This window comes from Pseudomonas sp. JZ114 (genome assembly GCF_051027705.1).
Classification (GTDB): Bacteria; Pseudomonadota; Gammaproteobacteria; order Pseudomonadales; family Pseudomonadaceae; genus Chryseomonas; species Chryseomonas luteola.
In genome coordinates this window covers 323,830-349,290 of sequence record NZ_CP069257.1, presented here as the reverse complement: position 1 = coordinate 349,290, position 25,461 = coordinate 323,830, and the positions used below count along the sequence as shown (strand labels likewise).

The following is a 25,461-nucleotide window of genomic DNA, read 5'->3' as shown; positions in this document are numbered from 1 at the left end:
AGGTTACATAAAGAAACGCCATAACTATAGTCCTATATCCGTAGAAGGGGCATGAATCACACTGTGAGTGCTCAGGTAGAAAGGACAGCGTCCGGCAGAGCCGGACATGCGTCAGGGTTATTGAGCCTGTTCGTTTGAGGCCTGGGCAGCATCAATCAGGTCTGTACCAATTTCGCCTTCAAACTTCTTCCAGACCGGCTTCATGGTTTCGCGCCATTTTTCGCGCTGCTCACGCGTTAATGAGACCACCTGGCTGGTTTTGGAGTCGATGATTTTCTGCTTGGCACTCTGGTTTAACGCTTCGGCCTGCCGGTTTACCTCAAGCGTAACTTCAGCCACAATCTTTTCCAGCTCATTGCGCACCTCCGGCGTCAGCCCCTTCCAAAATGAGGCGTTGGTGATGACCATGTAGTCGATCAGACCATGGTTTGATTCTGTAAAGAATGGCTGGACCTCATTGACCTTTTGGCTCTCATAGTTGGACCAGGTGTTTTCAGTGCCATTGACCACACCGGTCTGAAGTCCCTGATACACCTCGGCAAAGCTCATCTTTCGGGGGTTGGCGCGCAACACCTTGAATTGCTCTTCAAGCACACTGGAGGCCTGCACACGAAATTTAAGGCCACGCGCATCTTTAGGTTCAACCATCCTCTTGTTGGCCGAGAGTTGCTTAAGTCCATTATGCCAATAGGCTAGCCCCAGGATATTCTTGTCCTGCATCGCTAAAAGCAACTCCTTCCCCTTTCCGGCCTGGAAGTGATCGACTGCCTCCAAGTTGTCGAACAGAAAAGGTAAGTCGTAGATCTGGATCTTTTTGTTGTATTGCTCGAACTTGGCAAGCGACGGCGCAAGCATCTGTACGTCACCCAGCAGTAACGCCTCCATTTCCTTGCCATCGCCAAACAGGGAGGAATTCGGATAGACCTCCACTCGTACCTTGCCAGCCAGACGCTCCTCGGCCAGCTTCTTGAACAGCAAGGCGCCCTGTCCCTTCGGCGTATTGTCAGCAACCACGTGGGCAAACTTGATCGTGATGGGCTCGGCGGCCTGAGCCAGACCAGCCGTTGCAAGCAAAGTGGCGCAGAGAAGTACCCGGGTAAATGTGAGCATAGCCATTTTCCTTTTGTTGTTGTCATCGGCCCGCAGAATGCGAACGGCCTTTTTCAGGAGAATCTGCTTGTTGCCAGGCGCATTGGAGAGTTGAACGCTAATCTGCCTGTCGGAGGCCTTGAAGCAGACGTCGAGCTTTCTTGATTACAGGCGCATCAATCATCTTGCCCTCCAGGCGTATAACGCCTTCGCCGGAACGCGCCGCTTCCATTACCCGTCTTGCCCATTCGATCTCATCGGCACTGGGCTGAAATATCTGATGCACAGTGTCCACCTGGGTGGGATGGATACACAGCAAACCGCCAAACCCCATGTCCCGGGCGTTTATTGCAGCACTCGCAAGCCCCTCGGTATTGCCAATATCAGCAAATACCGTATCCAACGGAGGCGCCAGCGCCCTGCCTATTGAATGAACCAGCAGCGAGTAACGGACCTGATCAAACACCTTTTCCATGCCTTCCCCCGCCTCCCTTAACCCCAGATCAACGGCCAGGTCCAGAGCACCAAACGTCAATCGTTCAACGCCTGCGCTTGCGGCAATTTCAGGGAGCGCCAGAAGGCCACGGGCAGTCTCAATAAGGGGCCAGACGGGTTTACCGGTGGTGGCCAGTGCCTGGACCTGTGCTGCGCTTTCGGTCTTGGGAAGAACTATTGCAGCCACTGCAGGGTGAGCAGAGCAAAACCTAATATCCGCGTCCTGTTCAACATGGCCCGGTGCATTGATGCGCACCGCTATCCTGACGTCCTGGTTCTCGAGCAGAAATATTTCCAGGTTGTGGCGAGCCTGGACCTTGTGGTGCTCCTCTACCGCATCCTCGAAATCGACGATTACGCAATCTGCACCCGCTGCCAAGGCCTTGCTATAGCGCTCAGGACGGCTGCCAGGAACAAACAGGGCGCTTCTTACCGGACCTGTCGAGAAGGGATTCATAGTGTCCCTGCCTGCTTGAGCTGGTCGATGGCCTGGCTCGTGAACCCAAGTTCGGCAAGAATCGCCTCGCTGTGCTCTCCCAGGGCCGGTATGGGATCCATACGTGCGGTGAATGCACTGTTGGTAGCAGGAGGCAATAGTGCAGGCAGTTTTCCTCTGGGGCTGTCTACCTCCACCCAGCGATGGCGTGCACGCAACTGTGGATGAGCCCATACACCATGCATGTCATTAACCTTGGCATTGGCAATCTGCGCATCTTCCAGGCGCTCAAGAATCTGCTCAGCACTAAGCTGAGCAAAGGTCCCAACAATAATGTCTCGTAGCGATTGCCGATTGGCTGTGCGCCGGTAGTTGGCGGAAAATCGCTCGTCGGCCTGAAGCTCTGGCTGGCGCAGTACCTTTTCACAAAACGCCGCCCATTCTCGCTCGTTTTGTAGACCCAGCATAACGGTCCCACCGTCTGCGCAGGGAAAAGGGCCATAGGGGTAGATGGTGGAGTGAGACGCGCCCGCGCGTGGCGGTGGTTCGGCGCCTTCGTACGCGTAGTACATGGGGTACCCCATCCACTCCACGAGACTTTCCAGCATGCTGACATCCACCTGGCTGCCTTTGCCTGTACGCCCACGGAGCAGCAGCGCCGAGAGAATCCCGCTGAACGCATACATGCCAGCCGCGATATCAGCGATGGAACAGCCTGCCTTGGCAATTTCTTCCTTTCCAGGCCCGCCTGTTACCGACAGAAAGCCGCCTTCGCCCTGGATCAAAAGATCATAGGCCTTCTTGCTCTCATAAGGCCCGCCGGCGCCATAGCCAGAGATATCGCACACGATGAGCCGTGGATATTGCTCATGCAGCGCCTCAAAACTTAATCCCGCGCGCGCCGCTGCGCCCGGCGCAAGGTTTTGTACCAGTATGTCTGCCCTTGCCAGTAGAGCCTCGAGCACCTGACTTGCGCCCTCCGCCTTGAGGTCAAGACTCAAGCTCTCCTTGGAGCGATTGGTCCATACAAAGTGCGAGGCAAGACCATTAGTACGGGTGTCATAGCCGCGGGCAAAATCTCCTACACCGGGCCGCTCGACCTTTATTACGCGTGCGCCCATGTCCGCGAGTTGCCGGGTGCAGAAGGGGGCTGCGATGGCGTGCTCCAGACTCACCACAGTAACGCCATCCAGGGGACGCTCTTGGTTGGTAGCCATGATCAGTACCTCGTCAGCACAGAGAGATCGGAGCGGTCGCGTATCGACCATACGGCCTGGATCAAAGCCTCCGCCTGATCTGGCGTCCGTGCGCCAGAGAACCTGACCAGGCGACGAAACTTCTCCTCAAGCTCTGGACGTGAAAGCGTATTGCCGGGATCCCCCTTGGGATCATCGACAGCCGCGTGCAAGACGCGCCCATCGGTCGTGCTAACCGTTACCCTTCCCAACCAACGCGCAGGATAGGCATCGTCGACCTCGGGGCTTAAAACCATGTCTACCTTTTCACCAAAGGCTTTTACGGCGGGGTCTGCCAGGGCATAGGAGTGAAACTCGGTAAGTCCGGCCTTGCCATGCACGGCAATCAACCCTAATACCGTACCCATATGGAATTTCGCCTGGTGCACTGTTTGCGGTCTTACGACACGTCCCAGGACATCGATAGCCCCCTGATGAACATGTGCTACCACCCCGGATATGTGGTTATGAGCAAGGCTTTCGCGCTGCATTAACGCCAGCAGGGCATCCGCGGCAGGATGCGTATGACGGCAAGAGGCGTGGAACTTGAAGGAGGTTTCTGCAATAGCCCAACGGCTGCCGAGCCGGTCTGACAGCCTGGCTGGGCTGGCATCCGTAGACATTCCGGCTGCCAGACCTTGTGGCCCCTCAAGAATGTTACGTGCCCCCGTCAGACCTTCGCGGGTCATATAGGCAGCCAGTAGCCCATCAGCGGCCGCCTTGGCCGTATGAAGCTGCTTGGAATCGGCAGCGTCCCGCAAGAACTCCCACAAACCGGCTGCCTGTGTGCCAGCATTACCGAGCAGGTGGAGGAACTGCTCCTGATCGAACCTAAACAGCTTGCCTACCGCAATGGCTGCAGCCAAGGTGCCTACCGTTGCAGTAGTGTGAAAAATCCTATAATGCGAACGGCCCAGGAATTCTCCGATCCGAATACCGGCCTCATACCCTGCAATCGACGCCAGCAGCAGCTCACGCCCCGTATATCTACCCTCTTGGGCAGCTGCCAGTGCGGCCGGAAACACGACGGTAGCCGGATGCAGTACCGAGCTGTTGTGCAAGTCGTCCTGCTCCACCAGATGGGAAGACGCGGCGTTGACCAGAGCGGCAAAATAAGCCGATGTGCCCTTACCGTTAACCAGTATTCTCGCTGCTCCTTTGCCTGGGCCCATCATTTCAGCATATCGCTCAAACAGCGGAATCGGGTGAGCTCCCTGGCTTGCCAGGGCGGAACCCAGCCAGTCCAGCAGTAACGCCTCGGTGCGCTCAAGGACTGGCTCGGGAATGTGCTCATAGGCAAGGTCGGCAAGAAAACTGGCCAGTGCTTGGGTATGGCTCATGGTCAGTTCCTTAGAAACTACGCGGCAGCTCAAGCAAGTGCTCGGCTACGTAGGAAAGAATGAGGTTTGTCGAGATAGGTGCAACCTGATAGAGCCGTGTCTCGCGAAATTTACGCTCTATATCGTACTCAGAGGCAAACCCGAAACCGCCATGGGTTTGCAGGCAGGCATTGGCTGCCTCCCAGGAAGCCTTGGCCGCCAGGTATTTGGCCATATTGGCGCTTGCACCGGCGTTAAGGCCGCGGTCATATTGCTTGCAGGCACGCCAGCGCATCAGGTCGGCTGCTTCGATTTCGATATGCGCCTCTGCAATAGGAAACTGCACACCCTGGTTTTGGCCGATAGGCCGGCCAAATACCACCCGATCCCGGGCGTAAGCGCATGCTTTCTCGATAAACCAGCGACCATCACCAATGCATTCCGCAGCAATAAGTGTACGTTCTGCGTTGAGCCCATCAAGGATGTACCTAAACCCCTTGCCCTCCTCGCCGATAAGGTTTTCAGCGGGTATCTCAAGATTGTCGAAAAACAGCTCGTTGGTCTCATGGTTAACCATATTGGGAATTGGCCGGACAGTCAGGCCTCTGCCGATGGCCTCTCGCAGGTCAACGATAAAAATGGACATTCCCTCTGACTTCTTCGTGACGTCAGCCAGCGCGGTGGTACGTGCCAGCAGGATCATGAGATCCGAGTGCTGGATGCGGGAGATCCAGACCTTCTGGCCATTGATCACATATTTATCGCCCCGCCTGACGGCGGTGGTCTTGATCTTGGTGGTATCCGTACCTGTAGTGGGCTCGGTCACGCCCATGGACTGAAGGCGCAGCTCACCACTGGCAAGCTTGGGCAGGTATCGTTGCTTTTGCTCTTCACTGCCATGCTTAAGCAAAGTAAACATGTTGTACATCTGCCCATGTACAGTCCCGGAGTTACCACCGCTGTGATTGACCTCCTCCAGAATCACAGAAGCCTCTGAAAGCCCCAGGCCAGAGCCCCCGTATTCAACTGGAATCATCGCTGCCAGCCAACCAGCCTCCGTCAGGGTTCTGACAAAGGCCTCGGGAAACCCCTTTTCCGCGTCGATTCTGCGCCAGTACGCGGCGTCGAACTCAGCACACAGCGCGCGAACGCCCTCGCGAATGGCATTGAGTTCTTCATTTCGGTTCGGGTTCATGACCTCACCTTGTTCTAATGGGACGGGTGTGTTTGCATGCCCAATCAACTCAGTCGTCGAATTCAACCTCGGCCTGTTGGACTACGCCTTGTTCATTACCTGCCCAGAGCTGCGCCTTGCTGGCAGTCTGAATGCAACCTGTCAGCTCAAGAGGAGATAGCGAAACCAACGGCCTCACCCCTCGGTAAGCAAAGCGGCGAATACGCGCCTCGGGATGGGCTCGAGCAAAGGCGCGCAATGTGAGGGTGGCTATTAAGGGGCCGTGAACCACCAGGCCTGCGTAACCTTCCGTCTCGGTAGCATAGGGATAATCATAGTGAATTCGATGACCGTTAAAGGTTACTGCCGAATAACGAAAGAGTAGGGTTGGTGTAGGGGTAACCGTCTCGCCCCATTGTCCCTTGGGTGACGGCTCGGAGCCACCTGCCTTTGGAGGATTTGGTTCGCGATACACAATGTCCTGTTCCTCGCAAATACATACCAGGCCGTCCTGAACGTACTCATGTTGCACGGTCACAAACAACAATTTGCCAGTACGCCCTGCCTTCTCCTCTATTTGCTTGATCGTGGAAACTCGGGACGCCTCACCGCCTACCCTAAGCGGCTCACGAAACTCTAGCCGTCCGCCCGCCCACATTCGATTGCGATTATCGGCAGGAGGGAGAAACCCACCTCGTGCGGGATGGCCGTCTTTTCCCAGGGCTGGCTCAGGAAGCGGTTCCTGGAAAAAGCACCACTGCCAGAGAAGCGGGAGGGCCTCACCATGAGCAGGAGTTTCTTCGCTAAAAGTCGCGGCGATTCGCTTGAGAAGGTTAGAGCTGAGCTGGTCACAGGTCTCTTCTACCCTGCCTACCCATCGGTTTAAATCTAGATCGCCCATGGCAACTCTCTCCCGCTCCGACTATGAGGTCATCATCGGAGGAGGTCTGCCGTTCTGGGAATCTACTTTTACAGAACCCTGCGTTAAGGCAGGATGAACGCTTCATTACAGTAGCGCTACTAGGGTCTCCCGTTCCGCCACGTGGGTAGAAAGATATGCACTTTGATCTTACTGATTTGCGCCTGTTTATCTATATTGCCGAAGCACCGAGCCTGACCCAGGGTGCCCGTAAGGCCTTTATTTCGCCAGCAGCTGCCAGCATGCGAATCAAGGCGTTAGAAGCTCAACTCAACAGCCACTTATTCTACAGGGACAGCAAAGGCGTAGAGCTTACTGAGGCAGGGCAGCGGCTGCTGAAGCATGCGCGCCTAATCATGCGTCAGGTCGGCTATCTAAAAGCTGAATTCACCGAGTACGGTACAGACTCGGCGGGTCATATCAGGATCTTTGCCAACACCACAGCCGTCACTGAGTTCTTACCGGAAGTGCTGGCCGGTTTTCTGGCGCAAAGACCCGGCGTAACCATTGATCTACAAGAGAGGCTTTCCCGCGATATCGTACGAGGTGTTCTGGATGGCTCAAGTGATATGGGGATCATTGCCGGGCCGGTAACGGCTACTGGATTGGAAGTTTTGCATTTCAGTACCGATAAGCTAGTGCTTGTATCACCCAAGGACCACGAGCTGACCCAATACACCTCGCTTACACTTCGTCAAACCTTGGGTTTTCATCATGTCGGGTTACATGAAGGCAGTACACTACATGCCTTCATGCGTGAACAGGCCGAGAAGCTTGGTGTAAATCTGCTCTGGCGCATTCAGCTCTCAAGCTTTGAATCAATCTGCCGGATGGTGGAGGCAGGAGTTGGAATCGGCGTTATCCCCGAGTCGGCTGCATTACGGCATAGTCGCACAATGAATCTTACGATTATCCCACTGGATGAGCCCTGGGCCATACGCGAGCGCAGCATTCTAATTCGGCAACTGGATGCATTGCCTGGGTGTATACGCGCTCTTATTGCAGCCATGACCCAGAGTGGCTTCTGACGCGCATTAGAAACCCTGCAGTACTCGGTTTGAGACGGTGTTCTGTTTTGGCGTCTAGCCTAATGGTTCCAGGTATATGTTGTTCTTTGAACGAACCCCATAAAAGACAAGACGCGGCTCCCCTTTTTTAGATAAGGGATAGGCAAACGGGTAGCTCATGGCTGACACCAACCATAGGGCCGCCTATCCCAAGGCTACGGCTTTTCCTCCGAGCAATACGGTGTTGCCGTCTTGGATGTGTGCAGCTACCGCTCTAGTAATAGCTTTTAGAAAGCTTTCGTATGGTCCCTCTTTACATTAGTGAGGGCGTGTCACGCTGATAGTGGGTGCCTACATGTATGCCTTTTCTAATACCCACCAACTTGGGCAGCTTGCTAGAGATCTCTGCCATCCAGAGAACTCCTTAGAGGCGTAAAACAGATGAGCTTTTTTGTGACCGCTGGAATGCAAGCTCCTCCTTGCACTTAACTTGTATTGGTCAGCTGTGTTTGGCATACGACTTAGGGAGTCGCCGAGATCAGTAGCTTTACCCCTTTACAGGTCTCTTCCCAGGTTTGGAAATCACCTCTTCCCACCACTTATCTCATCTAAAAGTATCTTCAAAATTATGGAACACTTAAGGCGCAGCGTTCACTAAGGTCGCAGGGTGCTACCGCTTAAAGTATCCGGATCGAGACGCAATAGCGGTGGCAGCGATTGGCGGGAGTTTCTATAAGACCACCCGATTCACCCTTATTAAAACCTGCCGATCACGATGAGGATACTTCCCCTATGGATACTCAGCGTATCGCCACGACGCACCAAATTAGTCACCATGCCGATGAGATCGAACTCACTACACCTGTTGGTCCTGCACGAAGCGCTCGGAATATGGATCGCTTCCATCAGGAAATATATGACAGGCTTGATGCCCATTTCCTTCCATATCGCCGCAACGTCCCTGACATTCAGCAGACCGCCGCTGCCACAGCACGGGGGCATAACGATGAATTGGATACTATTCGAAATGATCGGGCTCAACGATTATTTAACGCAGGCTATACCGTAAGCGATATGGACATAGTTGAAAGAAACGCAAATATCGCCGATAGGATCTTTGCCACTTTCAAGTCTGGTATTGGGGGATCTCCATTTGCCGCCGTCACGATGGCGACCAATACCTGGCCATCCATGCTTGAGGTTTTTAACCGTCGAGATACGCCCGAAGGCGAGGCTGCCCTCCAAAATGCCTTGGCCTCTTGGTATGCCGGGGCTGCGGATGCAAGTGTTAACGATATGCTGTCTGGATTAAAACCTGAGTATTATCAAAAACCTCCAGATGAGAAATTGCACGGATCGTTTCAAGCATCGCTGTCAGAGAAGCGCGAGACACACGACAAAAACTCATTCGGCAATGCTATGGATGAATGCAACAAATGGCTAGTCGGGTTTGCCATTCGCAATGCCGCTCTGTATCCGATTCGCGTAGGTCTAGAGAGCCAAGGGAAACAAGAGCTGGCTGCAGCCCTTGAAGCTTATATGCGGCCAATCACTGCCGTTATCGTAGGCATGGCTATCGAGCATTATAACCTTAGCCGTGATAAAGGCCGCAGCCTGCTAGGTCCCGCCATGCTCTATGGCCGCCGCGATACCGTCCCGGAAGGCCAAGCACCAACGCCGATTGCCGAGGAGCACGAATGGTTGGATGAATTTATTGTACTGAGGAATCTGGATTCTACTGCGCTGTTGAAAATGGTTCCTGCACGGCTCGGCGCAGGTACTGCCTCCGCAATTAAATCGATTGTATCCGGTAATGCCGTCAAAACCGTGTTCTCCCCCACAAGTATCGTAGGCAACATGAGCCTGGCCGGTGGATTTGCTGCCATGGGAGGCGCTACGACGGCAACAAGGACGCTAGCTACAGAGCATGGTCTTAGCGATGGCAAAGTAGCCGCTGCCGCCGAGGCGGTAAAAAACATCCTGGGTGCGGTTGCGTTTGGCTTATGGGCAGCAGGCGCAAGCCTGGGGGAGTCAGAGTCTAAAAAAGCGGTTGAGGCAACGGACGCACATGTGGCCAAAGGCGTGGAAGGCGCTATTAATTCCGTAGCGAGAGGTATAGTCGACGGAGCGGCATATACGAAGGACAAGGCTGTCGGAATAGGCAACTCGACAGTCAGTACATTCTCTAGTGGAGTTCAAAGGTCTCAAGATCTCTATCATCGTGGTCAACGTGGCTTAAGTCAGAGATATGCAAATCTGATGAATTCCCCCTTACCAACTGCCCCAACATCCATCCCAGCACCAGTAGCTACCTCAACGTTGGCACCACCTGCTCCTCCGAGGACAGAGGACATGGTGTGACACAACCCGGTGGTTCGCCACCCGGTGGTTCGCTGAGCGCCGCTAGCGATCATGAGTAGCGCATGGAGTTTGAGCGCAGGCTGGATACTTTCATACAACAGTATCTGCCTGCGCTCATTTTCAGGGTCGTGTTGGAGCCTTAAAGGGTAACACTTCTGAATGAGCGAAACGGTACAACAGTTTCAGCCTTTTTCTAATCTGGCATATCAATACAGAAGCGCCTTACAGCGTTACCACATCTAGATCAGGTGGCTGACTCAACGTGCCGTTTTAGTTGTTCTCGCGCTCTGGATAACCGCGACCGAACCGTACCGATTGGCACCCCCAACGACAAGGCGGTGTCTTGATAATTACCATCCATTTCCAGACTAACTTTGATTACACGTTGCATATTGACAGGCAATCGGTCGATCGCATGGACGACTCTGACCAGTTGGCGATGTCCGTCTACCTGATGACCGATATCGCTCCCCTGCCCAACTTCAGAATGCAAATGGTCCTCCCAGCTCTCTTGATAAGGCTGCTTGTAAAGCCGACGGAAATGGTTCCGAATAAGATTCAATGCAATACCGCAAAGCCAGGTTTGCGGCTTACTGGTTCCCTGGAACTTGTGTTCACTGCGCAGGGCCTCGAGAAAAGTGCATTGAAGAATATCGTCGACATCGTCCTGATTCATAACCCGCTTCTGAATAAAGGCTCTCAGCATCTGAATCTGATCACTTGAAAGCTGGCGAATACCGGTAGATGCGCAAGGGACGGTGGAGATTCTTGTATGCATTGGACTTACCTTCCATTGGATTTGGCAAGTTCTCTATTGCGATACCCGTGCCACGCGAAGAATCCTCTTTAAGGTACTGATTTATTTATATTTTTTAAATTTTAAAATTATCACCTAGCGCAACTTCTTGCATAACTCACCGCTGGGCATTACGAAATATTGCACAACGCCAGCATGCAGAAGAACCTCTTCTGTAACGTTGGAACTGTTCCTTTCGGCATACCACTCATGGTCCATGACTCTACCCAGAAGTACGCCATGAAAATTGCCCAGCCGATTCTGCCCACCCCTTCTCATGTACACCCCGAGGTGCAGACACCGCCGCATGCTCCTCATCCCGGACCTACTCAGACACGCCCGGGTGTTGCTTCATCCGACGAGAAAGGTACGCATGCACTGGCCAAAGAAGACGCTGCGCTGGCCCAGGAGGGTCAGACAGCGAGCCGACGCGATCAGAGTGCGTTGTCTGCGGGCCTGCAGTCACAGGCATATAGACTTCAATTGTCTGCTCAACAGCTACACGCCACCTACCTCAAGGGGCTGGATAAAGCACTGGGCGAGGCGGCGCAATCGTTGCGAAAGCAGCTCAAAGATCGCCAACTGCAGAACTCGAAGGAGACGCTCAAACATATTCTTGAAAGCTGTGGTGGCAATGCCGTCCTGGCTCACCAGATGTTGCGAGTGGCCGCAAGACAGGCCAGGAACGAAGGCGAAGATAGCGAACAGCTCCTGTTTAGACGTCAGTTCAAGCTCTTGTATAAGGAATATGGCAAACCGGCTCGGCCCTCCACGAGCTCTCTGACAAAAGCACGCGGTCGCTTTCGTGCCGAGACGCAGCGGCATATCCGATCCCGGACACTCCATAGCGTAACGGCTAGTGGGCCTCTTAATGTCATTGCTCTGGTGGACGCGCTCCTGAATGAGCTGCGAGAGCAAGGTCAATATGAATTATCGCTCAGTGAAATACGCTCCGAGATGGCTGAGGACATTGCAAACGCAGCCTCAGCTAATGTTCTTCACCAAGCATCTCCCTTGATGAGCAATCTCATCATCACAAAGCATGTAGCCGCCCTGCTACATGAGTGTGAGCACATACTGGGTCGTATGCGCGGTAAAAACCCGCAGATTCAGGTTGAGGCGATTGCCCTGCTCAGGCATCTCCTCACGCTAATGAACAAGCTCATGGAACCTGTACAAACACGAACCCTGGTACAGCTCATTGGCGGTGAGCAGCTCAAACACCAACTGGCTTTTCTCAACGAATTGATGCGCATTCTGACTCAGCGAATGTCGTTACTATTTTGGTTTTGGCGTAACAAGAGCGATTTCCAGAAAGCCAAGGAGAACCTCCTCACCCTTAGCACGGAACTGACCGATAAAGAGCAACAACGCGCCCAGGAGACCGATATCGTATGGAACCTTTGATTAATGTTCTGAATGCTATCGCTCTGGCTGCAATGCGGCGCTCAGAGGTAGTAGGCGCTTTTGTGGTCATAGCCATCGTATTCATGATGATTACCCCAATGCCTACGGTATTGGTAGACGTCCTGATCGCAATCAATATCTGTATTTCCTGCCTGCTGATCATGCTGGCCATGCACTTGCCGCGCCCCTTGGCGTTCTCCACTTTTCCTGCCGTGTTACTGCTTACAACGATGTTCCGCCTGGCCCTCTCAATCTCGACCACCCGCCTGATCCTGCTGAATCAGGATGCCGGTCATATCGTGGAGGCGTTCGGACAATTTGTGGTAGGCGGTAACCTTGCGGTGGGCATGGTGATTTTCCTCATTCTTACCGTCGTGAACTTTCTGGTGATCACCAAAGGATCGGAGCGAGTGGCTGAAGTGGGTGCGCGCTTTACTCTGGATGCGATGCCAGGCAAGCAGATGTCCATCGACAGTGACCTACGGGCTAACCTGATCACTGTTCAGGAAGCCCGTAACCGCCGGGCTGAGCTAGGCAAGGAAAGCCAGCTGTTCGGTGCCATGGACGGTGCGATGAAGTTTGTGAACGGTGATGCTATTGCAAGCCTCATCATCGTCGCCATCAACATGATCGGGGGGATTGCGATCGGGGTAGTACAACATGGCATGACAGCCGGTGACGCCCTGCAGCTGTACACGGTACTGACCATCGGTGACGGACTGATTGCGCAAATACCGGCACTACTGATTTCTGTAACCTGCGGCATCGTCATTACGCGTGTACCCAATGGCGATCAGGGAGCCCAGAGCAATATCGGTCGTGAAATTGCAGAGCAGATTACCAGCCAACCTAAAGCATGGATCATTGCCTCTGTAGCAATGCTTGGGTTCGCCGCGCTTCCCGGCATGCCTACGACCGTATTCATTGTTATCGCCATCGTTTGCGGCTGTGGCGGCTTCCTGCAACTGAGGCGGGCCCGTCCGGTTGCCCAGGATCAGTCTGAAGCGCTAGCACCGGAGCTGAACGGTAACGAGGACCTGCGTACGTTCTTGCCGAGTCGCCAGTTTGTCCTGCAGTTCCATCCCGCGCAGGATGTTGCCCTGATCGAGTCCCTGGTGAGTGAAATTCGCCAGCGACGTAACCGGCTCGTAGTGCATTATGGCCTGACGCTGCCCTCGTTCATCATTGAGCTATCGCCTCTGCTGGCACCTGATGAGTTCAGGTTTACCGTTTATGAAGTGCCCGTCCTGAGGGCCACTTTTACGCATAGCCATGTGGCAGTAGAGGCGCGTCTCTTTGAGCAGGCGCCTCAACAGGCAGTTCAAGGCAGTACGGATCGACAGGAGGCCGAATGGATCTGGCTGCCGGCTGATACGCCTGACCTGCAACATGAGGAGGTTGAGAGGGTTACGGCCAGCACGCTTATCGTAGAACGCATGGAGCGTGCATTGCAGGCATGCGGGCCTCAGTTTATTGGCTTACAAGAGGCCAAGGCCATCCTGGGCTGGTTGGAGTCGGAACAGCCAGAACTAGCTCAGGAGATGCAGCGGGCAGTACCGCTGGCACGTTTCGCAGCGGTCCTTCAGCGTCTGGCATCCGAATGCGTGCCATTGCGCTCTATTCGAGTGATTGCCGAAACGCTGATCGAATACGGACAGTACGAGCGTGAACCTACAGCCTTGACGGACTACGTCAGGATCGCTCTGAAATCTCAGCTCTATCACCAATATGCCGGTGCAGAAGGCCTGCTGGTCTGGCTATTGACGCCTGAAAGCGAAGGCATTTTGAGAGATGGCTTGCGCCAGACCCAAACCGAAACCTTTTTTGCCTTGAGCAATGAGACCAGTCAGTTACTGGTGCAGCAACTTCACCTCGCATTTCCCCTTCGGGTGCGCGAACAGGCTGTCTTGCTGGTGGCTCAGGACCTGCGAAGCCCGTTACGGACGTTGTTACAGGAGGAGTTCTACCACGTGCCTGTCATGTCATTTGCGGAAATCGGAACCACCGCTCAGGTAAAGGTCATGGGTCGCTTCGAACTCGAAGACGATACCGCGGCCATGGACAACGATTACGCTGCCTGAACCAAGGAGAGCAGATATGTTCGAGTTGCGTGTGCTGAATGGCCTTCACCAGGGAGCCGCCCTACCCCTGATAGGTGAGCAATGGCTGATCGGTGCGAACGATGAGCTTGATCTCGCGCTGCATGACGCTGGGGTCGAGCAAAGACATGGCTGCCTGAAACGAGAAGGCGAGCGATGGGTACTGAACGCTGAAGAAGGTGTGGTACTTGATGAGGAGGGCCATCCCCTATCACCGGACGATCTCTATCCTAATCGACTCTTTGTCATAGGCTCGGTTTGGCTGACCATATCCGCGGCGCAGGATGCCTGGCCCGTTGTGGCAACGCCTACTCCAGATTCTGGCCGCTCGCAAACCAGTAACCAGCCTACAGAGTCAACGTCAAACGGATCCAGTTCAAAACCCAAAACGTTTCTGTTCAGCCGTATGACCACCATAGTCCTGGGTGTTCTGCTGGGAGTGGTAGGAAGCGCCTGGAGTATTTCCTCCAGTGGCCCGGCATCTGCCGTGGCCGATAACCGAGCGATTAAGCAGAACAGCTCTGCTCAAGCTACGTCTTCACATGCCGCACCTCAGCGCCTTCAATTGAGTAATGAGGAAGCCATGTCGAAACTCAAGACGATGCTAAGTGATCGGTTGCTAACTGACATCGCAATCGAGTCGACGCCTGACGGATTAGTGCTGCGTGGCAGCCTTGAGCAGGAAGCCCATCTGGTCTACGTACGGATGTTGCAACGTTTCAAAGACCGTTATGAAACCAAGGCAACGCTGATCGACGAGGTATCGGTAGGCGGCGCCTCCCTTCCCTTCGCTATTGTCCAGATCATGTCTGGCCCCCATGCCCATATCGTGACGGCAGAAGGAAAGCGCTTGTACGTGGGCGATGAGCTCGATGGCATTCGACTAACCCGGATCGACGATGGCCGACTGGAGTTCCAGGGGGAGCGGCGCTACGAGGTGGTCTGGTGAATAGTGCTTTACAGGACTGGGTATCCAGCCAAACGTCGCGGCTTGCCTGTTACTCTGCCGTGCGTGTGAGCGGCTGGGTGAGTGCCGTGAGCGGAATTCTATTGGAATGTCAGATCCCTGCAGCCAAGGTAGGTGATCTATGCGAGGTAAGCAAGGCAGACGGCAGCGCGATTCTGGCTGAAATTGTCGGCTTTACCGATGACCGGACCCTGCTTAGTGCGTTGGGCTCACCAGAGGGTATTCAGGTTGGCGCGCCCATCTGGCCGTTGGGTATGGCTCATCGAATAGGTGTCGATGAGCAGTTGCTGGGCAGCGTCCTCGATGGCTTCGGTCGCCCTTTGTTAGAGGGCCACAGAGGAGCCTTTGCAGGGCCTCATGATACTCGTCAGACGCTACCAGTCATTGCTGACGCCCTGCCCCCAACCCAGCGACCACGTATTACCAGTGCCTTGCCTACAGGCGTGCGCGCGATCGACAGCGCCATCCTGCTGGGGGAAGGCCAGCGCGTGGGCTTATTTGCTGGCGCCGGCTGTGGCAAGACGACATTGCTCGCAGAGCTGGCGCGCAATATGGCCTGCGATGTCATCGTTTTCGGCCTGATTGGAGAACGAGGTCGGGAACTGCGCGAGTTTCTCGACCACGAATTGGACGATGACCTACGGCAGCGCTCGGTACTGGTCTGTGCCACCTCGGATCGCTCGAGCATGGAACGCGCCCGCGCCGCCTTTACTGCCACGGCTATTGCCGAGGCTTATCGCGCCAGAGGGCTGAAAGTATTGTTGCTCATCGATTCCTTGACCCGATTCGCCCGTGCTCAGCGCGAAATCGGTATTGCCTCTGGCGAGCCATTAGGCCGTGGGGGCTTACCACCCTCGGTGTACACCCTACTTCCCAAGCTCGTAGAACGTGCCGGGATGAGCGAAGTCGGCTCTATCACTGCGCTGTACACGGTACTCATCGAGCAGGACTCCATGAATGATCCTGTTGCGGATGAGGTCAGGTCACTACTGGATGGCCATATCGTGCTGTCTCGCAAGCTGGCCGAGCGAGGGCATTATCCAGCCATCGACGTTCAGGCCAGCATCAGCCGAATCCTGACCAACGTCACCGACCGTGAGCATCAGCAGGCCAACAACCGGTTGCGCCAACTCCTGGCCGCATACCGTCAGGTTGAAATGTTGCTGCGTCTGGGCGAGTACCAACCCGGGAGTGATCCGGTTACCGATTGCGCGGTGAGGTTGCACGGAACGATCAATAGCTTTTTACAGCAAGACTTGCGCGAGCCTGTGCCTTTGAACGAGACCCTTGCAGGTCTCCTACAAATCACTGAGCAGCTGCCGGAGTAATCATGGACGACGAGCTGGAAGTCGATCCGCAACGCGCTGCGCTAGAGGAGGTGATTCGTATTTTGGCCCCTTTGCGCCAACATCGACAAGCCAAAGCCGAACGCTTGCGCCTGCAGTCTGAAAAAGACCTGCAGAACAGCCGTGATCACCTGAGCGAATTGCGTAGCAGCTTTACAGCCGAACAGGTCCAGCAGCGTGAGCAACGTCAGGCATTATCAGTGGAGCATCTTAATCAGCGGCATACGTTAAACGAAGTGGATCGCTGGCATGAACAGGAGCGCAGCATGCTTGATCACCTCTCGCGGCTCCGCCAGGGCATTCAGCTTCAGATTCAGGCCGTCGAACAACAGCAAGGGACACTGGAACACGCGCAAGACGAGGCGCGCAATGCTCAGCGTGCCGTTGAAAAGCTGTCCTGCCTGACGGAGGCCATGCACGATGAAAACTGAAGCTCGACCATCAGCCCCTCCCCGGCCGCTTTCCTCCCCGGTGAGTGCGCCTAGCAAGGAGAGTTCTGCGCCGTTACTGATCGGCCGCCGAGGTGAAAATGAGCGGCTGCGAAGCTTGAGTCCTGAACATGAGACAGAGCATGTTTTAAACGCAGATGGGTTGTTTTTCTCTCAGCTCATTCAGCCCGTCAGCAGCGATGCCGGACAGCAGGATCTCGGTGGCAGCGCAGGCGTGGCGCTCTCTGTCCAGACCGAAGAGGCTCCGGCAGAGCTGATTGATGAATTGGTACAGCAACTGACCCGAAATTCAGTCGCTCCGCTAGCCGTCACCGTATTGATGCCCAACCTTGGGAAGGTTCAAGTCAAGGTCACCAGACATAACGACCATTGGGGGATCGAGCTGGGTTTTAGTCGTCGCGAGATTTTAAGTCGGCTAAGACCTCATCAACGCGCCTGCGAATCGGCTCTGACCAACGCACTTGGTGACCCAGTAGAGCTGTCAATGCTAGAAGAGGCGTATACATGAAAATGCTTGCGCTGCGTTCCGTCCAGAGTGAGTTCGCCGCTGCCACAAGAGCCTTGGGGGCCGGTGTTTCTCTGCACTTTAGTGCCCACGGCGTAACAGGCGAACTCTCGTTAGAGTTCGTCTCTCAGTATGAGTCCCTCGACTCAGGAGGTTGGTTCAATACCGCTGCGGGGCCCTTCTACTTGGATGATGCCGGCGCAGTGTTAAATCTGGTTGGCGAGATGCCTGTATCCACTAGTGGTGAGCTTCAACCCTGGTACTGGCAGCTGATCAGCCAGCACCTGAGCTCAGCGGTCGCCCAAGGCCTGGCGCCTATCAGTCCTCTGGGTGAATACGTACCTGAAGGGCTGCTTTTACATTGCCGTCTGAGCATAAGACATGGAGACGAAGCGCTTTATACCTTCCTGAGTGGTACGCCCAAAACTTTTTTACGTTGGCTCGATACCCCCGGCTGGACCTCTCACCGGGCAGCGCTTCCCGAGACCTTGAAAATTCCGTTTCCGCTGATACTTGGGCAAGTGATGCTTTCTGCCAGTCAGCTCGACTCGCTGCGTATCGGCGACGTACTGCTGCCCTCCCTCTGCCTGTTCAACAGTGAAGGTTATGGTCGCCTGGAGCTGGCGGATCGTCGCTGGATCGGGCATGCCGAGCATCGCGAACAGCAGCTTTTCCTGACTTTGATTGATGAGGACAACGGCGCTCATGAGTAGAATTGACCATTACCCAGAAGCAGAACTGGACACGCAAGCAGACCCTGCGATTCAAGAAGAATACGGCCAGGAGCATTATGAAGACCGGGATGAGCCCCTGGGTGACACCAACGCGCTTCAATCTACCGCACATTTGCCGCTGGCGCTTACTGTACGCTGCGGGCACCTCACGTTGAGCCTGAATGAATTGCATCGGCTGGGCCACGGTACCGTGCTGGAAGTTCAGGGCATCGCTCCCGGCTACGCTAACCTGTGTCATGGCGACCATATAGTAGCTGAAGGTGAACTGGTCGATGTTGATGGACGCCTGGGTCTGCAAATCATCCGTATGGCGTCGCGCTCATGATCATGGAGGGAATGAACCCCGTTCTGCTGGCCCTGTTTCTTGGTGGGCTGTCGCTGATTCCCTTCTTGCTGATTGTCTGTACGGCTTTTCTCAAGATTGCCATGACCCTGCTGATTACCCGCAATGCTATTGGGGTACAGCAGGTTCCACCCAATATGGCCATGTATGGAATCGCACTCGCGGCAACGATGTTTGTCATGGCACCGGTGGCGCATGAAATTCAACAAAGGGTCAAGGCCCAGCCATTGGACATGTCATCCATTGAGAAGCTACAAGCCAGCGCTAGCGGTGTGATTGATCCGCTCCAACGCTTTATGACGCGCAACACTGACCCGGACGTCTCTGCTCACCTGCTTGAGAATACCCAACGGATGTGGCCCAAGGATATGGCTGATCAGGCCACAAAGAATGACCTCTTGCTCGCTATCCCGGCGTTTGTTCTGTCCGAGCTTCAGGCAGGATTTCAGATCGGGTTTCTTATCTATCTCCCCTTCATTGTCATCGATCTGATCGTATCCAACCTGCTCCTGGCGTTGGGCATGCAGATGGTTTCTCCCATGACCATTTCTCTGCCGCTCAAGCTCTTGCTGTTTGTACTGGTCAACGGCTGGACCCGCTTGCTCGACAGTCTCTTTTATTCCTACATGTGAGGCAGCCATGGAAGCGTTGGCATTGTTCAAACAGGGCATGATCCTGGTCGTTATCCTCACGGCTCCGCCCCTGGCGGTAGCGGTACTTGTAGGGGTCATCATCTCACTACTCCAGGCCCTTATGCAGATCCAGGACCAGACGCTGCCCTTCGGTATCAAGCTGGCCTCGGTAGGTCTGACACTGGCGATGACCGGCCGCTGGATCGGTGTGGAGCTGATCCAGTTCATTAACATGGCATTCGACCTGATCTCCCGCTCCGGCGGCGCACACTAATGCCGTTCGATGCGCAGCACGCCTTCGACCTGATGCTCGGCCTCGGCTTGGGTATGGCGCGGCTCTTGCCCTGCATGATCCTGGTGCCCGCCTTTTGCTTCAAATACCTCAAGGGCCCCCTGCGCTATGCCGTAGTCGTTGTGGTAGCTATGATTCCGGCGCCCTCCATCAGCGAGGCACTAAGTGGGCAAGAGGACCTTATTGCAATGTCAGGACTACTGATCAAGGAAGCAGTCCTCGGTACGCTGCTTGGCATTTTGCTCTATATGCCGTTCTGGTTATTCGCGTCGGTAGGCGCCCTGCTCGACAGTCAGCGCGGCGCGCTCAGTGGCGGCCAGATCAACCCGGCGCTAGGCCCGGATGCGACCCCGCTTGGAGAACTGTTTCAGGAAGCGCTGATCTTGCTGGTGATCCTTTCAGGAGGTTTGTCACTGATCACACAAGTGATTTGGGACAGCTATCTGGTATGGCCTCCAACCGCCTGGCTGCCTGGCATGACGGCCGATGGGCTAAACATCTTTCTCGAACAGCTCAATCAAACCTTACAGCACATGATGTTGTATGCCGCCCCGTTTATCGGTCTTCTGCTGCTTATCGAGGCGGCGCTCGCCATTATTGGTCTATATGCACAGCAGCTGAACGTCTCCATTCTTTCCATGCCTGCTAAAAGCATGGCGGGTATCGCCTTTCTGATCATTTACCTGCCTACTCTGCTGGAGTTGGGTAACGGGCAGATTCAACACTTCAAAGACCTTAAATTCCTGTTCAATCACCTCATACAGGTCCCCTGAGTCATGGGCGAGAAAACAGAAAAAGCCACGCCTAAACAGTTACGTGACGCGCGCGAAAAAGGTCAGGTTGCCCAAAGCCAAGATCTCGGTAAATTACTGGTCCTGATGGTAGTGAGCGAAATCACCTTGGGGCTGGCCGATGACAGCATGGGTCGTTTGCAGCACCTGTTAGATCTTGCGCTTGTGGCGACAGGTCGCCCTTTTCTTGCCACAGTAGGTCAGGTGGCCAGCGAAGGTGCCACGGTACTGATTGGCTTTATCCTTTGTAGTGTCGGGGCGGCGATGCTGATGCGGCTGGCAAGCAGCTGGATGCAGATTGGTTTTCTATTTGCACCAAAGGCGCTCGAATTCGACATCAAGAAAATTGATCCCTTCTCCCATGCCAAGCAGATGTTTTCAGGCCAGAATCTGACTAATCTGCTCTTGAGCATACTCAAGGCAGCCGCTATTGCGATAACGCTTTACATGGTCGTAAAGCCCGAATTAGGCGCTTTGATACTGCTTGCGAATTCAGACCTGACGACCTATTGGCATGCACTGCTGGACCTGTTTCGCCACATTCTTCGTACCACGCTGGGTTTATTGTTGGTCATTGGCGCTTTGGATTTCGCTCTACAAAAATACTTCCACGCCAAGAAACTGCGCATGAGCCATGAAGACATCAAGAACGAGTACAAGCAGTCCGAGGGTGATCCACACGTCAAGGGACATCGTAAGCAGTTGGCTCATGAGCTCTTGAACAAAGCGCCTTCTGCGCCACCCAAACCGGTTGAGGATGCTGACATGCTGGTCGTCAATCCAACCCACTATGCGGTGGCGCTGTTCTACCGCCCCGGTGAAACGCCGCTGCCACGCATCCTTTGCAAGGGAGAGGATGATGGCGCACTGGATCTGATTGCCCGTGCCAAGCACGCACGAGTTCCAGTCGTACAAAGCATCTGGCTTGCCCGAACGCTTTACAAGGTGAACACAGGGCACTACATCCCACGACCTACCTTAACGGCGGTGGCTCATCTTTATCAGGTCATAAAACAGCTGGATGAGGTAACGGACGAAGTCATTCGTGTGGAGGATGAACTGTAGGGGCGCACCACGCTCATCCGCATCTACCTGTTGCTATAGAAACCGCAGAACCTTAAGTATCCTTTTACGGCCACTAAAATCTTAATACGGATTGGCATCATAATCATGACGGCTTAGTGTCTAGAATCATGAGGTGGCGGCTACAGTCACTGAAATAGACTCACATACGTATAAAGGCTTGCACCGCAGAATGATATGCCTGAACGACTGAAACGCTGACACTCCTTTGATTAAAAGGATACTGCTTTCAGAGAGTGATGTTATCGGGATTCCATAAACGGCTTTAGTCTATAGCCTAACTGACTATGCTCATCAAATGCTCGCTAGCCGCTGGGTAGCCAGTGCCTAGCCTACCTAGGGTGGGCATTGGCAACGAACCACCGTACATAGTGACTAGAAATTTCCAATCGCCCAGCCTAGTATGGTTAGCTGATACGCATTCTGCTTAATGAGATCCCACTGCTAAAGGTACTCCTGGTCGCAAGCATTCGATCAGGAGTACTACTTGTCTAAATTAACGCTTTAGCGATGTTCTTCATTTATCAAAGTTCTGCACATTCGCAACATAGGCGTTGGTCAATGCCTGTGCAGGATTCCGTGAGCCGCCCGTAACGATGCCTTCTACACTGGTCATTGCAGTTTTCGTAACGCCACCAAGCCCACCGGATAGGGTATTGAGAGCCCCTTCGTCACTATTCCCAATGCCCTTTAAAACGTTACCAAGCCCCGGGACATACTTTAGGTGTTCTCCAGCATTGGCCATAGCGTCCTTAACTGTTCGATTACCCTTGGGCTCCTTCCCAAAGGTAACAGGCTCCTGCGTCTGCGTGCAGTTAAAGGCGATGACATCCTCCTTGTTTATCTCTGATTGGGAAGCCCTGGAAGAGCCGGGAGATTCTGGTGATACGCTATCAGATGGTCCTGTTGAATCTATACGCATAAACGGTGCCTCGATCAAATCGACAGGGAGTGCTTCTCAAATGGTTGCCGAACTAAGTGGCATCAGGACATTATTGGTTCCAAACCAGGCGTTTGATCCCACAAGAAAAAAGCTTGTGGCATACCTACCGGCCTGTTCCCCATAGAACCCTCTAGTAGCCTCTGAGCCTCTGAGCCTCTGAGCCTCTGAGCTCAGCGCTTGGATTAACATGCTGATACGTAGAACAAATCCAATACCACTAAGAGCGCACTCATTGTCCCAGTCATCCAAATAAAGCCGACCGTTTTCGACTTGGGGCTAATACTTCGGTAATGGCGACTTGTCACGCCCCCATAGCTCTTTGCGATGCCTCATGCCTTTATCGTGGACATAGCTAGACTGGGAGGTAGTAGGAATTTTGGCGGATTGGGCGAACCACAGCGTTTGTACTGCAGTTGTAATGGCTTCTTTTTAGCGGTTTGCCGGCATCTCCTTCTGATACAAATGCACCGTAGGGAAGATAGTTATAGCGCTATTGTCCCGGTTAAGCTGATTCGCCATCACTGCGCTACAAGGGTGCATGTGCGGTAGTATCGCTCGGGTCGAGTAATTAGCGATTTCTGACTATTTACTATTTACTCGTGCTAGAGATGGCTTAACGCTACAGATAAGGAAACTTATTTATAGGTCTGTAGAACGTGATTTTTTGACGGCCTGGCAGGATAGTACACAGTAATGATTGGCTCACAGCCCAAGCGTAGGCCCATTGATGACTGAGCTGGCGCAAAGCCAGGATACCAATATCTGCGGTTCACCCATGCATGTTTAACGTTGGCAGTTTAGGCAACCGTCATATGTCGAGGTAGTGCTGAGTATCGGATGTAGGTTAGACAATCACTGAGTACCGGGCATTGAAGTCAATGCCCGGCCTCTTGCTTGTTGCTAAGAAGAGCAACAGTCAACTGGAGCGGTCACTTCGCGCGTTCGCGTCCACGCGAGGTGGTATTAACGTTGTGGCTGTTTACTTGATTCGCCACGTCCTTGCTGTCCGCTTGACTCACCACGCTCGGCACTCGAGACTGTCTTACCCTTAGAGCTAAGGGTCGCCATCTCATGCTCTTCTACTGCAGCCGATCCACCGTCTGCACTATTGGCTTGGGCTTCACGACTCGGTCTGAACAGCGTCTGTGCGCCGCTTCCGATCATCCTTCCGGCGTCTTCTAGCAGACTTGGTGTAGCTTCTAGCATATCGGTGACTGCCGTCTCGGGTATTTCGCCAATACCTTGGAGTACCGTGTAAGCATTTTCCGCCAATCTAGCTACACCATCCTTAGTAGCATGGGTATAGGCGTCCCGTCCTGGGTTGAACACATTAAGCCTCGCCGTATTGAGACGATCAAACCGACCTTGTTCCGGCTCAGGAAGGTTCTTCTCCTTACGCTCTGCCGCCGCGGCCTTCTTATCGGCAGCGGTCTGCGCACCAATCCCAAAACCACCCCACGCCTGAGATAGCAGCATAATGGATTGAACGCCTGTAACGAATCCTGTTACCCCAGCTTTGACAGCCGGAGAGCTGTTTTCTACGGCTTTGATGGCTGGGTCTAACGCTCTCTGATAGCCCAGCCCCACCGTCAGGGCAGCAATTTTGTTCTCATACACCTTGCGAGCGCTGGTGTCCGCTGGGTTCAGTTTTGCCCACCCTGCATCGATGGTATCCTTCAGCCTGGCTTTAAGCGGAGCATCGGATGGTTTTTTCATCGTGTGGGCAGGAAGCGCACGTCCATACTGATCTTTCATTTTGGCGTTGAGCCCGTCGGCGCCATGTGTGGCACCCATGAAAAAGCCAGCAATGATGGAGCCTAACGTAATAGCACCTGCTTGCTGGGTACTTGTCAGATCCATATTGTTTGTGACAGCTGCACTTGCTCCTTGAATGCCAGAAAAGAAAGACCAGGCCTTTGCTTCACCCGGCAGAGATCCTGTTTTATTGGCATTCTTGCTCTGTTCATGCTCTTTACGAAGATCTGCGACCTCCTTCTTCGCTGCCTTCATTTCATCTTCGTTACGTTCGCGCACAACACCGTTTTCACTGACAAACTTATTAGGCGCAGGTAAAACTTCGGCGGTATTGATCGGGCGCGTCGCACCCCCTACTATCTCCAAGATGGCCGGTGCCAATAGTTGGGTTCCGACTTCATGTGCAATACCCGTAGTAGCACCAGCACCAAACACCTGAGCGGCTTTATTACCCTCCAAACCGGCCAAAGTGAAGGCTCTTACCGCGCCGAGTGCAAAACCGGACAATCCTGCCTGGCGCACACCTTGGCCGATAAATGCCATCCCTTTATTTTTCCAGTCACCACTGACCTTTTGGTATTCATCTACCAGCAATGTCAGTTTTGCCTGATCAACAGCCGTTTTGAAGTCAGAAGAGATATCTTTCTGAAGTCCTTCCAGTTCTTTTGTAGTAGTAGTCCATGGCTTTGCTTCATCCTCCTGTCCAATTGCTTTCAAGGAGCGTTCGATCAATGAAGCTTTCTCATGAGCCTGAGCAACCATGTTTGGGACATCGCAGGCTGTTTTAGTCGCATAGGCCGAAAAACTTAGCTCGCTACGCTGAATATTTATCTTGGCCTCTTCAGGCAGCCCATCCATCCTCTTCACTTCTTCGTACTTAGCTGCCTGGTGGGCAAACAACTCTGTTTGTTCCGAGAGAAGCTTTTTAAGCTGCATCGTTAGCGCTTGCATTCTATCCTGATCGGGTTTGGCGCCCTTCAGAATCTCTTTTAACTCCTGAGTCGTCTGCTGCTGTAGCCTTTCTATATTGTCGGCAACTGGATTCTCAAGGCCAAGATCCCTTGCAATCTGGGGGAAACTGACAAAGGCGCTGTCAGGCGAATCCGTTTTTTCCGCATGTTTCTGCAATTCTGCAAGATAGGAACCTTCAAGTTGCATGCGCTCGCTTAAATACTCTTTGCTAGCGACTTGAGGCTTCTTTGCGAATATTGCCGCCTCGGATCTGAGCTCTGGCGACATTTCAAAAGGAGTCGCGGTAGGCGAAGGGGGGTACGCGCCGGGCAT

The 25,461-nt window shown here is 53.9% G+C and carries 23 protein-coding genes; 14 read left to right on the top strand and 9 right to left on the bottom strand.

Going from position 1 to position 25,461, the window contains the following annotated elements; all coding sequences use genetic code 11:
- Positions 1-117: 117 nt before the first annotated feature.
- The 6 genes from JQR90_RS21070 to JQR90_RS21045 all read right to left on the bottom strand — a co-directional run bounded on the left by JQR90_RS21070 (position 118) and on the right by JQR90_RS21045 (position 6,649).
- On the bottom strand, positions 118-1,110 hold the full coding sequence (locus tag JQR90_RS21070; RefSeq protein WP_112298028.1) for a TRAP transporter substrate-binding protein: 993 nt from the start codon (positions 1,108-1,110) through the stop codon (positions 118-120).
- 97 nt (positions 1,111-1,207) lie between these two features.
- Positions 1,208-2,041 carry an HpcH/HpaI aldolase/citrate lyase family protein gene (locus JQR90_RS21065; RefSeq protein WP_286790302.1) on the bottom strand — a complete coding sequence of 278 codons (834 nt, stop codon included), beginning with the start codon at positions 2,039-2,041 and terminating at the stop codon, positions 1,208-1,210.
- On the bottom strand, positions 2,038-3,237 hold the full coding sequence (locus JQR90_RS21060; protein ID WP_112298026.1) for a CaiB/BaiF CoA transferase family protein: 1,200 nt from the start codon (positions 3,235-3,237) through the stop codon (positions 2,038-2,040). The genes JQR90_RS21065 and JQR90_RS21060 overlap by 4 nt, the downstream gene beginning before the upstream one ends.
- Positions 3,238-3,239: 2 nt before the next feature.
- Positions 3,240-4,595, bottom strand: coding sequence for an MmgE/PrpD family protein (locus tag JQR90_RS21055; RefSeq protein WP_112298025.1), 1,356 nt, complete (start codon positions 4,593-4,595; stop codon positions 3,240-3,242).
- 10 nt (positions 4,596-4,605) lie between these two features.
- Positions 4,606-5,769 carry an acyl-CoA dehydrogenase family protein gene (locus tag JQR90_RS21050; RefSeq protein ID WP_112298024.1) on the bottom strand — a complete coding sequence of 388 codons (1,164 nt, stop codon included), beginning with the start codon at positions 5,767-5,769 and terminating at the stop codon, positions 4,606-4,608.
- Positions 5,770-5,818: 49 nt separating this feature from the next.
- Entirely contained in the window at positions 5,819-6,649 is an 831-nt protein-coding gene (locus JQR90_RS21045; protein ID WP_112298023.1) for an FAS1-like dehydratase domain-containing protein, read from the bottom strand.
- Positions 6,650-6,804: 155 nt separating this feature from the next.
- Between JQR90_RS21045 and JQR90_RS21040 the strand changes: the two genes are divergently transcribed.
- Positions 6,805-7,695, top strand: a complete 891-nt coding sequence (locus JQR90_RS21040; RefSeq protein WP_434141053.1) for a LysR substrate-binding domain-containing protein — start codon at positions 6,805-6,807, stop codon at positions 7,693-7,695.
- Positions 7,696-8,466: 771 nt separating this feature from the next.
- Positions 8,467-10,035, top strand: a complete 1,569-nt coding sequence (locus JQR90_RS21035) for a RopAA-2 (protein WP_434141051.1) — start codon at positions 8,467-8,469, stop codon at positions 10,033-10,035.
- A 244-nt stretch (positions 10,036-10,279) separates the two neighbouring features.
- Here JQR90_RS21035 and JQR90_RS21030 read toward each other — a convergent pair whose 3' ends face one another.
- Positions 10,280-10,813, bottom strand: coding sequence for an RNA polymerase sigma factor (locus tag JQR90_RS21030; RefSeq protein WP_074825779.1), 534 nt, complete (start codon positions 10,811-10,813; stop codon positions 10,280-10,282).
- Between the two features lie 258 nt (positions 10,814-11,071).
- Here JQR90_RS21030 and JQR90_RS21025 point away from each other — a divergent pair, with 258 nt between their 5' ends.
- The 12 genes from JQR90_RS21025 to sctU are packed head-to-tail and all read left to right on the top strand — an operon-like array spanning position 11,072 to position 21,461.
- Positions 11,072-12,238, top strand: a complete 1,167-nt coding sequence (locus JQR90_RS21025) for a hypothetical protein (protein ID WP_434141049.1) — start codon at positions 11,072-11,074, stop codon at positions 12,236-12,238.
- Positions 12,226-14,319 (top strand): type III secretion system export apparatus subunit SctV, encoded by a 2,094-nt coding sequence (gene sctV / locus JQR90_RS21020; protein ID WP_434141047.1) that lies wholly within the window; start codon positions 12,226-12,228, stop codon positions 14,317-14,319. Before JQR90_RS21025 ends, sctV begins: the two co-directional genes overlap by 13 nt.
- 16 nt (positions 14,320-14,335) lie before the next feature.
- Entirely contained in the window at positions 14,336-15,286 is a 951-nt protein-coding gene (locus JQR90_RS21015; protein ID WP_434141045.1) for an FHA domain-containing protein, read from the top strand.
- The gene (locus JQR90_RS21010; RefSeq protein ID WP_434141043.1) at positions 15,283-16,632 is read left to right on the top strand and encodes a FliI/YscN family ATPase; all 1,350 of its coding nucleotides are present in this window, start codon (positions 15,283-15,285) and stop codon (positions 16,630-16,632) included. Before JQR90_RS21015 ends, JQR90_RS21010 begins: the two co-directional genes overlap by 4 nt.
- 2 nt (positions 16,633-16,634) lie before the next feature.
- Positions 16,635-17,081: a type III secretion protein gene (locus tag JQR90_RS21005; protein ID WP_434141041.1), complete on the top strand. Its 447-nt coding sequence runs from the start codon at positions 16,635-16,637 to the stop codon at positions 17,079-17,081.
- The gene (locus JQR90_RS21000) at positions 17,071-17,607 is read left to right on the top strand and encodes a type III secretion system HrpP C-terminal domain-containing protein (RefSeq protein WP_150346054.1); all 537 of its coding nucleotides are present in this window, start codon (positions 17,071-17,073) and stop codon (positions 17,605-17,607) included. Before JQR90_RS21005 ends, JQR90_RS21000 begins: the two co-directional genes overlap by 11 nt.
- Positions 17,604-18,317, top strand: coding sequence for a type III secretion protein (locus JQR90_RS20995; RefSeq protein WP_434141039.1), 714 nt, complete (start codon positions 17,604-17,606; stop codon positions 18,315-18,317). The genes JQR90_RS21000 and JQR90_RS20995 overlap by 4 nt, the downstream gene beginning before the upstream one ends.
- Entirely contained in the window at positions 18,310-18,663 is a 354-nt protein-coding gene (locus JQR90_RS20990) for a FliM/FliN family flagellar motor switch protein (protein ID WP_434141037.1), read from the top strand. The genes JQR90_RS20995 and JQR90_RS20990 overlap by 8 nt, the downstream gene beginning before the upstream one ends.
- The gene (sctR, locus tag JQR90_RS20985; RefSeq protein ID WP_112298013.1) at positions 18,660-19,313 is read left to right on the top strand and encodes a type III secretion system export apparatus subunit SctR; all 654 of its coding nucleotides are present in this window, start codon (positions 18,660-18,662) and stop codon (positions 19,311-19,313) included. The genes JQR90_RS20990 and sctR overlap by 4 nt, the downstream gene beginning before the upstream one ends.
- A 7-nt stretch (positions 19,314-19,320) precedes the next feature.
- Positions 19,321-19,587: a type III secretion system export apparatus subunit SctS gene (gene sctS / locus JQR90_RS20980; protein WP_112298012.1), complete on the top strand. Its 267-nt coding sequence runs from the start codon at positions 19,321-19,323 to the stop codon at positions 19,585-19,587.
- Positions 19,587-20,378, top strand: a complete 792-nt coding sequence (gene sctT / locus JQR90_RS20975) for a type III secretion system export apparatus subunit SctT (RefSeq protein WP_434141035.1) — start codon at positions 19,587-19,589, stop codon at positions 20,376-20,378. The genes sctS and sctT overlap by 1 nt, the downstream gene beginning before the upstream one ends.
- Before the next feature lie 3 nt (positions 20,379-20,381).
- Entirely contained in the window at positions 20,382-21,461 is a 1,080-nt protein-coding gene (gene sctU / locus JQR90_RS20970) for a type III secretion system export apparatus subunit SctU (protein WP_112298010.1), read from the top strand.
- 535 nt (positions 21,462-21,996) lie between these two features.
- Here sctU and JQR90_RS20965 read toward each other — a convergent pair.
- Entirely contained in the window at positions 21,997-22,401 is a 405-nt protein-coding gene (locus tag JQR90_RS20965) for a hypothetical protein (protein WP_150346058.1), read from the bottom strand.
- Between the two features lie 984 nt (positions 22,402-23,385).
- Positions 23,386-25,335, bottom strand: coding sequence for a hypothetical protein (locus tag JQR90_RS20960; RefSeq protein WP_434141032.1), 1,950 nt, complete (start codon positions 25,333-25,335; stop codon positions 23,386-23,388).
- Positions 25,336-25,461: the final 126 nt, after the last annotated feature.

Excerpts from the sequence above, each read along its gene's own strand:
- sctS (WP_112298012.1), top strand. The coding sequence starts at position 19,321 with ATGGAAGCGTTGGCATTGTTCAAACAGGGCATGATCCTGGTCGTTATC.
- JQR90_RS21035 (WP_434141051.1), top strand. The coding sequence starts at position 8,467 with ATGGATACTCAGCGTATCGCCACGACGCACCAAATTAGTCACCATGCC.
- sctT (WP_434141035.1), top strand. The coding sequence starts at position 19,587 with ATGCCGTTCGATGCGCAGCACGCCTTCGACCTGATGCTCGGCCTCGGC.
- JQR90_RS21050 (WP_112298024.1), bottom strand. The coding sequence starts at position 5,769 with ATGAACCCGAACCGAAATGAAGAACTCAATGCCATTCGCGAGGGCGTT.
- JQR90_RS21000 (WP_150346054.1), top strand. The coding sequence starts at position 17,071 with ATGAAAACTGAAGCTCGACCATCAGCCCCTCCCCGGCCGCTTTCCTCC.
- sctV (WP_434141047.1), top strand. The coding sequence starts at position 12,226 with ATGGAACCTTTGATTAATGTTCTGAATGCTATCGCTCTGGCTGCAATG.
- JQR90_RS21070 (WP_112298028.1), bottom strand. The coding sequence starts at position 1,110 with ATGCTCACATTTACCCGGGTACTTCTCTGCGCCACTTTGCTTGCAACG.
- sctU (WP_112298010.1), top strand. The coding sequence starts at position 20,382 with ATGGGCGAGAAAACAGAAAAAGCCACGCCTAAACAGTTACGTGACGCG.
- JQR90_RS20965 (WP_150346058.1), bottom strand. The coding sequence starts at position 22,401 with ATGCGTATAGATTCAACAGGACCATCTGATAGCGTATCACCAGAATCT.
- JQR90_RS21005 (WP_434141041.1), top strand. The coding sequence starts at position 16,635 with ATGGACGACGAGCTGGAAGTCGATCCGCAACGCGCTGCGCTAGAGGAG.
- JQR90_RS21040 (WP_434141053.1), top strand. The coding sequence starts at position 6,805 with ATGCACTTTGATCTTACTGATTTGCGCCTGTTTATCTATATTGCCGAA.
- JQR90_RS21060 (WP_112298026.1), bottom strand. The coding sequence starts at position 3,237 with ATGGCTACCAACCAAGAGCGTCCCCTGGATGGCGTTACTGTGGTGAGT.
- sctR (WP_112298013.1), top strand. The coding sequence starts at position 18,660 with ATGATCATGGAGGGAATGAACCCCGTTCTGCTGGCCCTGTTTCTTGGT.
- JQR90_RS21055 (WP_112298025.1), bottom strand. The coding sequence starts at position 4,595 with ATGAGCCATACCCAAGCACTGGCCAGTTTTCTTGCCGACCTTGCCTAT.
- JQR90_RS21045 (WP_112298023.1), bottom strand. The coding sequence starts at position 6,649 with ATGGGCGATCTAGATTTAAACCGATGGGTAGGCAGGGTAGAAGAGACC.
- JQR90_RS21025 (WP_434141049.1), top strand. The coding sequence starts at position 11,072 with ATGAAAATTGCCCAGCCGATTCTGCCCACCCCTTCTCATGTACACCCC.
- JQR90_RS21065 (WP_286790302.1), bottom strand. The coding sequence starts at position 2,041 with ATGAATCCCTTCTCGACAGGTCCGGTAAGAAGCGCCCTGTTTGTTCCT.
- JQR90_RS21015 (WP_434141045.1), top strand. The coding sequence starts at position 14,336 with ATGTTCGAGTTGCGTGTGCTGAATGGCCTTCACCAGGGAGCCGCCCTA.
- JQR90_RS21030 (WP_074825779.1), bottom strand. The coding sequence starts at position 10,813 with ATGCATACAAGAATCTCCACCGTCCCTTGCGCATCTACCGGTATTCGC.
- JQR90_RS20960 (WP_434141032.1), bottom strand. The coding sequence starts at position 25,335 with ATGCAACTTGAAGGTTCCTATCTTGCAGAATTGCAGAAACATGCGGAA.
- JQR90_RS20990 (WP_434141037.1), top strand. The coding sequence starts at position 18,310 with ATGAGTAGAATTGACCATTACCCAGAAGCAGAACTGGACACGCAAGCA.
- JQR90_RS20995 (WP_434141039.1), top strand. The coding sequence starts at position 17,604 with ATGAAAATGCTTGCGCTGCGTTCCGTCCAGAGTGAGTTCGCCGCTGCC.